This window comes from Deltaproteobacteria bacterium (assembly GCA_016874775.1).
Classification (GTDB): domain Bacteria; phylum Desulfobacterota; class Binatia; order Bin18; family Bin18; genus VGTJ01.
In genome coordinates this window covers 1-6,787 of sequence record VGTJ01000243.1, presented here as the reverse complement: position 1 = coordinate 6,787, position 6,787 = coordinate 1, and the positions used below count along the sequence as shown (strand labels likewise).

Here is a 6,787-nt window from a genome sequence, read left to right as displayed (position 1 = left end):
AGTACCTCACAAACTGAGTGGCAAAAAACAAACGCACGTATCGACTGCGCGGATTCTGGCGATGCGACGGTAGTCAACCGACCTTTACAGGGATGGGTATAGTGGGGGCCGTTGCGGGACTCAGGGGTTTTCTTTATAAAGCCGGAGCCGATCATTTTTGCCATCGGCCTTTAGTTTGGAAAAGAACGACCGATTGTGAGAGAATAGATCAGAAGATCGTTGTTTTAGGTGGGTGTGGGTAGCAAAGGAATTGTACGTAAGCCCTTCACTGTGACGTCCTCCGCTGCTGTCGTGTAAACACGCGAGAGTCCTGGATTTCCCAGACAAGTGGGTTTTGATGACAAGGTTCTCATCTCCCGAGATGAGAACGAGGCGATCCTTTGTAACCAAGAAAGGGAGAGCGCGTTGACTGAGCCGACTATCTTATCCAGCTTGCTAACCGGTGTCCTGAGCTATGTGGTGTTTTCTGCATATGCCAGTTTCTTTGAGTGGATGTTGCACAAATACATTATGCACATGAATGCATGGAATTATCCGTTTACGGCTCATGCGTTGACGCATCACGGATTGTTTCGTGCTGATTACTCCTATCATCTTCAGCGTGAGGAAGACAAAAAGAAAGTAACCTTTGCCTGGTGGAATGCCCCAGGACTCGTTCTGCTCCAATCTCCCTTACTGTTTCTTGCGTACTACTTTTTCGGCTGGCCAGCCTGTATTGGTGGGGTGTTGGCAATGGTCACCGACTACGTCCTCTATGAGTGGCTACACTGGTGTATGCATGTGCCGCAGGACCGTTGGATTGAGCGCACCTGGGTGTTTCAGTGGTTAAATGCTCATCACCACTATCACCATCTGTATCCGTTCAAGAACCTCAACGTCGTGTTGCCGTTGGCGGATTGGGTGATGGGAACGTTGGTTCCACTACCGGCAAGAAACCCAACCTTTGAGCAGAAAAAAGCCGAAGCTGCGTAATCTTACGAAAATCGTTCAGCGGTCAGCTTTCAATCGGACATTGTCTGCAATTGAAAGCTGACCGCTGGTAGCTGAACGTTATTGATCTACATTCGCCCGCAGTACCCGCCCTGGCAGTCTCTTCTGCTGCTCACCATGCGAATATAACGATTGTCCGTTCACAATCGTGTGAGCAATGCCACTCGATTTCTCGATGTAACGCAGCCCTCCACCAGGAAAATCGTTAACCGCCTCTTGTTTGCCACAGGCAATTCTGTCTGGGTCGAAGACGACGAGATCTGCAATCATCCCGGCAGCCACAGTCCCGCGTAGCGGGACACCAAACACTTGCGCTGGCACGGACGTCAATCGTCGGATTGCTTCCTCAACCGACAGCATTTGCTTTTCCCGGACGATCGTTCCGAGCAGATAGGTCGAGTAGCCTGCTTCGCAACGCATGTCAGCGTGTGCACCACCGTCGGAAAGTCCGACTAGGGTATGTGGATGCGTAAGCATTTCTGGGTTGACCTGACCAAACTCGTAGAGGAACTGGAGATCAAGATTATCTTCTAGCGCGAGGTCAAAAAATACGTCGAGTGGATCTTTTCCTCGTTGCTTGCCCAACGTCTCTAGGTCGGTTTCCAACAGTGGACGGAGTTCAGGTCTGTTGACCGTGAACACACTCATGTTGTTCCACTGGCCGGTAAACAGACGAGGTTGTTTCATCTCTTCACGAAACGCGGTACGGAACTCCGCACTAGCATAGAGCTGCTTCTGTTCAGCCAATGGGCGATCGAAGACGACTTTCCAGCAATCGAAGTTGCCAAAAATAAACGGCCGCTTAAGGCTGAAGCGAGCACTCTTGTAGTGACAGGGAACTTGGCCGAGTGGTAAATAGCCGCGATCGAATAAGGGCACGACTCGTTTCAATGCGTCCTTCCAGGCGTCCGGTGGAGCTTCAGGTTTCTGGAGCAAGCCCAGCCAAGTGACTGGACGTTCACTTTGCATCAACAAGAACGTTAGCAGCTCATATTCGTCATCAGACAACATCCCTGGACTGCGCGTGAGCGCGATTTCAATCGAGCCACGTTTCAATTCTTTGAGTACGCCGGAGAGTGCAGCAAGCTCATCGCGACTGGCCAGGCGACAGGGAAGAGGGCGGCCTTGAAAACCTAAATGCTGTGGCAACACTGTCGTCGAAAAGCCGAACGCTCCCGCATCCATCGCTGCACGGAAGAGCACGCGTAGCTGTTGGATCTCTTTTTCTGTAGCTGCACGTTCCTTGCTTTCATCGCCCAGTATGTATTGTCGCAGCGGTGATAACGGTACCATCAGGCCAACATTGATGCCTAAGCCGCTCTTTGCGATGGCATCGAGGTATTCTGTCACACTTTCCCACGACCACTGTACGCCTTTCTGGAGAACGTCGAGTGACATGCCCTCGACATTTACCAAATCGCCTACCAACGCTTCTCGATCCTTCGGCTTACATGGTGCCAATCCCACGCCACAGTTTCCCATGATGATCGACGTGACCCCGTGCCATGGCGAACAGGTGACCAATGGGTCCCATAATACCTGCGCATCGTAGTGCGTGTGATGATCGATGAAACCTGGGCACACCACCATTCCCCGTGCATCAACGACTGTTGTCGCCTGTGCATGGGCGATGTTCGGTGCGACCGCTGTAATGCGGTCCTGCGTGATGGCGACGTCAGCAATGAATCCTGGTCGTCCTGTGCCATCGATGACCGTGCCACCTTTGAGCAATAGGTCGTAGGCCATAATCCCCCCTTTATAGGTTTGGTCGTTTTTTAATCAGATAGGCATGAGCCCCTTCAAGGACAATTTCTCCGCGTTGGTTTTTGACGCGGGTCGTGAGACGCACGAGCCCGGAGTCGGACTTCGGAATTAACTCTGTCACTTCTAGTTCCGGCGCGATCGTATCACCGATGAGCACCGGCTTCAGAAATCGTGAGGACTGTTCAACAAAGGCAATAATCGAGCCTTCGATCAGCGGCGATAAGGAAGAGGCGCCGGTTGCTGTCATCGAAGCCACTAAGAGACCATGTGCAACTCGCTTCCCGAAGCGTGTGGTTTTGGCGTATTCGTCATCATAATGGATCGGGTGATTGTCTCCGGTCATGCCAGCAAAGAGCAAAAAGTGCGCGTCGGTCATGGTCTTCGCCGGAATAGAGAACTTTTCACCGAGGTGGAAGTCTTCAAAGTATTTGGTTGAGGTAGACATGGAGCACCTAAAACGTAATACGTAAGAAAAAGGAGGAAGGGAGGTTACCTATTACGCACTACGTTTTACGCCTTCTTTTCATCCAACACGGCAATCGCATCAATCTCGATCAACGCATCGGGGCGGACCAATTCTTTCACCACGATACCCGTGGCTGCGGGAAAGCCGTTCTTAAAGTACTCACGCCGAACATCTGCCGTCCCTCTATAGCCTTCCTGTGTCGTGACGTAGTCCACCGTTTTCACAATGTCGTCAAAGTTGCTTCCCGCCGCTTCAAGAACTTCTTTCATCTTCTCAAAGATATGACGAGTTTGTGCGACAATATCACCGACGCCGACAATGTTCCCCTTGTTGTCTGTCGCGGTCATACCGGAAATAAACAGGAGATTGCCTTTTCTTACGGCAGGAGAAAACGTGTAACGCTTCGTGAAATTCCAGGGATCGATCACTTCGAGTTTCGGCATAGGATGTCCTTTCTAGCGGCCACCGACAGCCTGTAACGCTGGTCGTCCGAGTTGGAGATGCTTGACGATTTCCATATACGCTGCTTCCGCTCGCGTGCGAAAATCTGCCGGCGTTTCTCCTGCTTTGAGATGAGGAATCACGACAATCGGAATATCCGGCATAGCCATGGCTTTTGCCTGGTCTTTTGCTGCGACCAGGAACGTATCGAATGAAATCGCTACTGCGGCGACGCCTCGTTTCCACAGTTTGGCTGAGTCGAGCATACAGCCCGACGTACACGACCCTCACGCACAGAGGCCGACAATCGCTTTGTGCGATGCTGTCGCTACCTCATCAATAAGCTTATCCGGTGAGGGACGAGTGAACACTGGCTTTTGCCAAACCCGGACTTCGGCAACGCCTGCTTCGGCGGTTAACAATTCTTGTAACCGGGTAAAGAAGGCTCCTGCGATCTTATCGCCAAAGCCATTGTTCACTAAGCCGATGGTGAACCCGTTCGCGGTGTTATCAAGTTTCTTCTCGGCAAACTTCCGTCGTTCACCGACTGGACTTAAGACTCGCATGTTCCTCTCCTTTCAAAGCTGTCAGCCGTCAGGACTCAGCCATCAGCCGGACACAAAAGATCTGCCATCATCATCTTCCTGCTGAAAGCTGTACACTGACAACTGAGTGCTACCGCACTTCTTTCGTTACCGCAAACCCGCCAAGACCTCCCCATCCAGGACAGACTGCGGCAAAATACGTATCGCCACCAGCGACCATGAGGTGAATGTCTTCGGGGCGAGCAGTGATCGGCACGAGAAAATTATCGTCATCGCGATCAATCCACTTGGGCCAGAATTGTCCGGCCATGCCGATGGCATCCGCTGCTTTGATCTGGCCGACGGTCACTCGCGCCTGTTCCCATAAGTACATCTTAATATCTTGCTTAGACCAGCCCTCTTGATGAAACTGCCGGGCGTGCCAAGGGTTGAGTACAATCAACGTCTCGCCCATAGCATGGACGTTGTTGCTTCCCAGTGTTGTGAGCGAGCTAACCAATGAGGCTAACATCTGTTTGACGGTCCCGTAACACAACACCGAGTGAGGCGCTTCACAACTAAAGACGGTGACAGCATTCTTCCCTTTGGCGATTCCACGCTCAACATGGAGTGGTTCCCACGGGTTCGCTTCCTCCTTCTCGGCGATGCAGTAACTCCATTTGCCTGGATGCGCTTGGGTGGATTTATCGACTTCCCCTGGAATGTTCCCCCCGAGGTTCCAGAGAAGCAGTCGCACTGCTCGACCAACAGTTCCGTTGGCACGAAACCCGCCGCCAAATACGCCATCCCCAGCATTGAAGTTCAGTTGTGTGGCGATGGGTCCATTGACGATCACCAGCGGTACACAACAGTGTGTCGTGGTTTGTACGCCATTGAGATTGTGTTCAGGTTCAAGCATCGCTTCAACTGAAGCGAGGACGATGGGAAAGTATTCCGGCCGACATCCTGCCATGACGCTATTGATGGCGAGTTTCTCGATTGTGGCGATTCCCTGGGCGGGTGGGATCTCACCAAGCTCTTCATGTGGTGCTCGTCCAGAAGTACGGATCATCTGCTCGACCAGTTCTTCAGTAGGTGGCACCACCGCTAGCCCATCTGTCCAGCCGCGCTCGAAGAATAACTCTACCGCTGCATGATAATCGGCAACATCAATAGCCTCGGAGTTAAATCGCATGTATTTTCCCTCGCAATGTTGCAATGATCTGTACACATCTCGCTATGAGGCAGTCAAGAGTTTGAGGAATTTGGCTTTGGGCGCTGGGCGCTAGGCTCTGGGAAAACTGGGAAATTCTTTTCCGTCCAGCGCCCCGTGCCTAGCGGCGAGCGCCTCTCCGCATCTTGCATCACCCCTCGCTCATACGTTAGGGCCGTTATCTACACTGGCACCGAGAGGAAAGGATACCTATGAAATTCGACATTCAACTGAGCAGCGATCATGGGGCAGTGATCAACGCCATACGCGGTTTTGCGCAGAAGATGAAAGCGTTCGCGTAAAGAAATGGCTGGAAACCTATCGAGACTCAAGTACGCAACCGAAACGCGGCCACACTTTCGCGCGAGTCATGAATATAGGAGGCCTTCGGCTGCTCGGTCCACCAATTGACTGCCATCGAGATGCGTAACTTCGTCGTTTTGACCGGCCGCCACATGCGACCAATGACTCCGTGATGCAAGTTGCCCGGAAAAACAGCATACTGGTTGCGGCTAGGACGGATGAAACGCATCTCCTGCGGTTGTCTGGGGCGTGCTCCTCTCTCCGTGAGGACCTGGTCTGTCACAACAAGTTCACCGTACGGAACCGTATTCAGGAAAAGCACACTCGATCGGTCTGGGTACTTCAGTTTGTGCAAGTCTTTTTCGTCAAGGTCGTTGCGGTCGAAGTGATAAGGAAGGAGCCATTGTGGCGTTGCGTTCGTCAGCAGAACGCTGAACCACCACTCAACACCGATTACGTTGGCCGCTGGATTCGCTAACGGCTTCAAACTGGAGGCGATGGATTCAAAGATATTCTCGGGCGCCCTCTCCAACGGATACCAAAAAGTGGTGTGATAGAAGTGAAACCCTTCCTCCAGTAACTGTGCGAAATGACTCTCTGGGAAGACACTCAGCAACTCTTTGAATTCACGGCTTGGGGCTCCTGGCTTGAAGAGTTTCACATCGTTCAGAGCTGTCCTCATATCATCACTCCTTTTGTCGCTGCGGCGGGTTTGGACAATGCTCAAGATGAGAGCGGAAAAATCCTTCTATCCGACGATAACGCGAAGCAGCATTCTCTTCAAATAAATGCTTGCGATCAATCCCGTTCCTATGCTATCGCGATTGAGGGGCAGTTTGGATGACCCTCTTCTGCGTTGCATGTTCGCGACATGTAGATCGTGCAAACTGCTTATCCTCATAATAATGTACTAATGGGGTAATAGCCTGAGTAATGTAAATAGAAACTCACTCGATGGAAAGTGCTAGGCGGCGAGGGGAAGCGCATACACCTGACGTTCCACCGGGAAGGACCGGCGTTTTTGCAGCCAAGCAAAGACTAAATTGACTAATTCCTCTATACTCTGACAGCGATGACAGCGGGTAA

At 51.9% G+C, this 6,787-nt stretch carries 8 protein-coding genes; 1 reads left to right on the top strand and 7 read right to left on the bottom strand.

Annotation, left to right across the window (positions count from 1 at the left end):
* The first annotated feature begins 405 nt into the window (after positions 1 to 405).
* Entirely contained in the window at positions 406 to 972 is a 567-nt protein-coding gene (locus FJ147_26205) for a sterol desaturase family protein (protein MBM4259380.1), read from the top strand.
* A 78-nt stretch (positions 973 to 1,050) separates the two neighbouring features.
* Here FJ147_26205 and FJ147_26200 read toward each other — a convergent pair whose 3' ends face one another.
* The 7 genes from FJ147_26200 to FJ147_26170 all read right to left on the bottom strand — a co-directional run bounded on the left by FJ147_26200 (position 1,051) and on the right by FJ147_26170 (position 6,383).
* Positions 1,051 to 2,736, bottom strand: coding sequence for an amidohydrolase family protein (locus tag FJ147_26200; GenBank protein ID MBM4259379.1), 1,686 nt, complete (start codon positions 2,734 to 2,736; stop codon positions 1,051 to 1,053).
* A gap of 10 nt (positions 2,737 to 2,746) precedes the next feature.
* Positions 2,747 to 3,199, bottom strand: a complete 453-nt coding sequence (locus FJ147_26195) for a dehydratase (GenBank protein ID MBM4259378.1) — start codon at positions 3,197 to 3,199, stop codon at positions 2,747 to 2,749.
* Positions 3,200 to 3,264: 65 nt separating this feature from the next.
* On the bottom strand, positions 3,265 to 3,663 hold the full coding sequence (locus FJ147_26190; protein ID MBM4259377.1) for a RidA family protein: 399 nt from the start codon (positions 3,661 to 3,663) through the stop codon (positions 3,265 to 3,267).
* 12 nt (positions 3,664 to 3,675) lie between these two features.
* Positions 3,676 to 3,927: a hypothetical protein gene (locus FJ147_26185; GenBank protein MBM4259376.1), complete on the bottom strand. Its 252-nt coding sequence runs from the start codon at positions 3,925 to 3,927 to the stop codon at positions 3,676 to 3,678.
* A gap of 21 nt (positions 3,928 to 3,948) precedes the next feature.
* Positions 3,949 to 4,227 (bottom strand): hypothetical protein, encoded by a 279-nt coding sequence (locus tag FJ147_26180; GenBank protein ID MBM4259375.1) that lies wholly within the window; start codon positions 4,225 to 4,227, stop codon positions 3,949 to 3,951.
* Positions 4,228 to 4,336: 109 nt separating this feature from the next.
* The gene (locus FJ147_26175) at positions 4,337 to 5,380 is read right to left on the bottom strand and encodes a hypothetical protein (protein MBM4259374.1); all 1,044 of its coding nucleotides are present in this window, start codon (positions 5,378 to 5,380) and stop codon (positions 4,337 to 4,339) included.
* 346 nt (positions 5,381 to 5,726) lie between these two features.
* Entirely contained in the window at positions 5,727 to 6,383 is a 657-nt protein-coding gene (locus FJ147_26170; protein MBM4259373.1) for a hypothetical protein, read from the bottom strand.
* Positions 6,384 to 6,787 lie beyond the last annotated feature (404 nt).